Raw genomic sequence first — 969 nt, forward strand, 5'->3', positions numbered from 1 at the left:
CAATAGCAAAGATTGAAGCAAAAGCAGGAAAAGATGGAAGCTGGCAGGATGTAACCGGAAGTGGAAGTATCACGATCACTGGAAACCAGACAGTGTATGTGCGTGTGACAGATGGTGAGGGGAAGGTCTATGAGCAGAATCGCTCTATTAAGTGTTATGACACGGAAAAGCCTACACTCTCTGCTTCCCTGACAGATGGTGTGCTGACGATTCAGGGGAATGATACAGTATCAGGGATTACTGCAGTAACAGTCAATGGCACCACTTATACAGACTTGAAGGATGGAATGCTGAGAGTGCAATTGACACAGAAAGATTTTACTACAAAACAGATTGAGATTACGGTAACAGACGGTGCCGGAAATACGTCTGAAAAGTATGTGTTACAGAATCCTTATTATGAATGGGCAAAGAAGCAGGCAGAGAAACAGAAAACTTCCATTGACAGTAATGGTGCAATGGCAACCACGACCAGTGCAGATGCAACTGGGACTGAGAAAACAACGACTTCACCGCTTCCGCAGGATGCACAGGCTTCTGAGCCGACAGATGCAAAAGGAACCGTGGATGATCGGACAGTGACAGGTATTGAGGAACAGCTTAATAAAGAAGGCGAGACAGCAGATTCTGTTACTAAAACAGCTACGGAAGGCACAAAAGAGTTTTATACCATTTCAACTAAGAGTGGTAAGATTTTCTATCTGATTATTGACAATTCAAAATCTCAGGATAATGTGTATTTTCTTACAGAAGTCAGTGAAAAAGATCTGATGAACTTCACACTTTCTGATTCGGTGACACTTCCGGAAGTGGATACGGTTTATGCAGAACCAGAGAAAAAAGCAGAGGAAGAAAAACCGGAAACGACAGAGACAGATGAGAAAGATAAGGTAGAGGATGATATTCAGATGCCTGAAGATAAAAGTCCATTTGGAACGTATCTTTTGATTGCACTGGTTGCAGTCGGAG

Annotated in this window: 1 protein-coding gene; it reads left to right on the top strand. The window is 42.8% G+C overall.

Annotated features, from left to right (window positions below):
• On the top strand, positions 1–969 hold a 969-nt coding region (locus G5B12_RS17005), incomplete at both ends, for a CD1107 family mobile element protein (protein ID WP_174088952.1).

The organism is Blautia sp. MSK.20.85 (assembly GCF_013317245.1).
Classification (GTDB): Bacteria; Bacillota; Clostridia; order Lachnospirales; family Lachnospiraceae; genus Blautia_A.